The sequence below is a fragment of the Bradyrhizobium pachyrhizi genome, assembly GCF_001189245.1.
Lineage (GTDB): Bacteria > Pseudomonadota > Alphaproteobacteria > Rhizobiales > Xanthobacteraceae > Bradyrhizobium > Bradyrhizobium pachyrhizi.
Window position 1 is genome coordinate 1 of the sequence record NZ_LFIQ01000062.1, and the last position, 1656, is coordinate 1656.

Sequence of the window (1656 nt, forward strand, 5' to 3'; positions counted from 1 at the left end):
GACGGCTCTTCAAATCGGGCTTCGAGATACCGGTGCACGGGGATAAGACGGTCGTGGCCGAATCCGGAGCCTGGTGCGACGACTTAGATCGTCGTTGCCACAAGGGAGAGCTCCGATGAAACTCTATGTTGGATTGGACGTCGGTCTAGAAGAAACCAGCGTTTGCATCGTCGATAGCGAGGGTCTCACGGTCCGCGAAGTCAAGGTCAACACGGAGCCAGAGGCGATCCGCTCCGCTTTGGAGGGCTGCGCGGATCGCCTCGATAGGGTGGGGGTCGAGGCGTCATCGCTAGGTATTTGGCTGTATCGTGAATTACAGGCAGCCGGGCTTCCGATCATTGTCGTGGAAGCACGCCATATGCGCGTTTCGCTGTCGACGATGCGCAATAAAACCGACCGAAACGATGCGCGCGGCATCGCGCAGATGATGCGGTTGGGCTGGTACCGCGCTGTCCATGTCAAGAACATCGACATGCAAAAAATGCGCACATTGCTGACCAACCGGAAGCTGCTCAAGCGCAAATTGGTCGACCTCGAGAACCATGTTCGCGGTGCACTGCGGGCCTATGGATTGCTCGTCGGAGCGGTTGCCCGAGGGACCTTTGAGGCTCGTATCCGCGAGCTGATCGAGCACAGCGATCCGATCTTTGTGATGTCTGTCCAGGTCATGCTGGACGTGCGCCGCGCTCTCCTCGAGGGCTACGATCGGCTACATCGCGTGCTCCTGCAGGTGATCCAGCATGATCCTGTTTGTCGACGTCTGATGACGGTTCCGGGCGTCGGTCCGGTCGTCGCCTTGTCCTTCAAAGTTGGTGTTGATGACCCTCATCGCTTTACCCGATCACGCACGGTGGGCGCCCATTTTGGCTTGACGCCGAAGCGCCACCAGTCTGGGACGTCGATCGATTTTGATGGTCATATCAGCAAACAGGGCGATATCGCCGTGCGCGAGGCGCTGTGTGAGGCGGCCGCTAGCCTGCTGCTGCGGGTCAGGAAATGGTCCGCATTGCGGGCATGGGGCCTGCGGATCGCCAGGCGGTCGAGCATGCTGTGCGCGATTGCCGCGGTCGCACGGAAGCTCGCATGCATTCTGCACCGGATGTGGGTCAGCGAGACCGATTTCCACGTCGGATTCGGTGCCAAGATCACGCAGCGGCTGCGCTTAAAGCCGGCGCAGTAGCCGCTGCACAGACGAGCCTAGAAGGCGCTGGGGATACGCCCAGCATGTGTTGAGGAGGAACGAAATTAGAGATCCGCGCGCGCGGTGAGCGTCCCCTGGCGGGGCCGCGAAACGGGGAATGTCCGCTATCTCTTGCCTGCTGCCGCCCTTCGGGGACGAGAGCGCAAAACTGCTTGGACAGCCCTGTTTACGAACCTGATGAAGAGCATGCGACGGCCGAAGTGCTGAACGCGAAGGAACGCATGGACCCCGCCTAGTGAATGCCACTGCAACGCGGTGTGGTGACGTTTGTGCGTCGTAGATGGAGGGAAGCAGCGATGCTTATTCTGCGAGAAGTCGAAGAAAAGCGTAGGAATGAGTTGACTTTGAACGCCCGATTAGGAAGGCGAGATAAAAGGGGCTCGCCGGTCGAACCGCAAGCCATTGGCATGGCTTGGGTTTCGGCGTGCCGGTCGGTCGGGGCGCGTGCCGCGCCT

The 1656-nt window shown here is 60.1% G+C and carries 1 protein-coding gene; it reads left to right on the top strand.

What is annotated here, in order from left to right; translation table 11 throughout:
• Positions 1 to 115 precede the first annotated feature (115 nt).
• Complete coding sequence (locus AKL29_RS13150) at positions 116 to 1180, top strand: IS110 family RNA-guided transposase (RefSeq protein ID WP_050384483.1); 1065 nt, start codon at positions 116 to 118, stop codon at positions 1178 to 1180.
• Positions 1181 to 1656 lie beyond the last annotated feature (476 nt).

Excerpts from the sequence above, each read along its gene's own strand:
- AKL29_RS13150 (WP_050384483.1), top strand. The coding sequence starts at position 116 with ATGAAACTCTATGTTGGATTGGACGTCGGTCTAGAAGAAACCAGCGTT.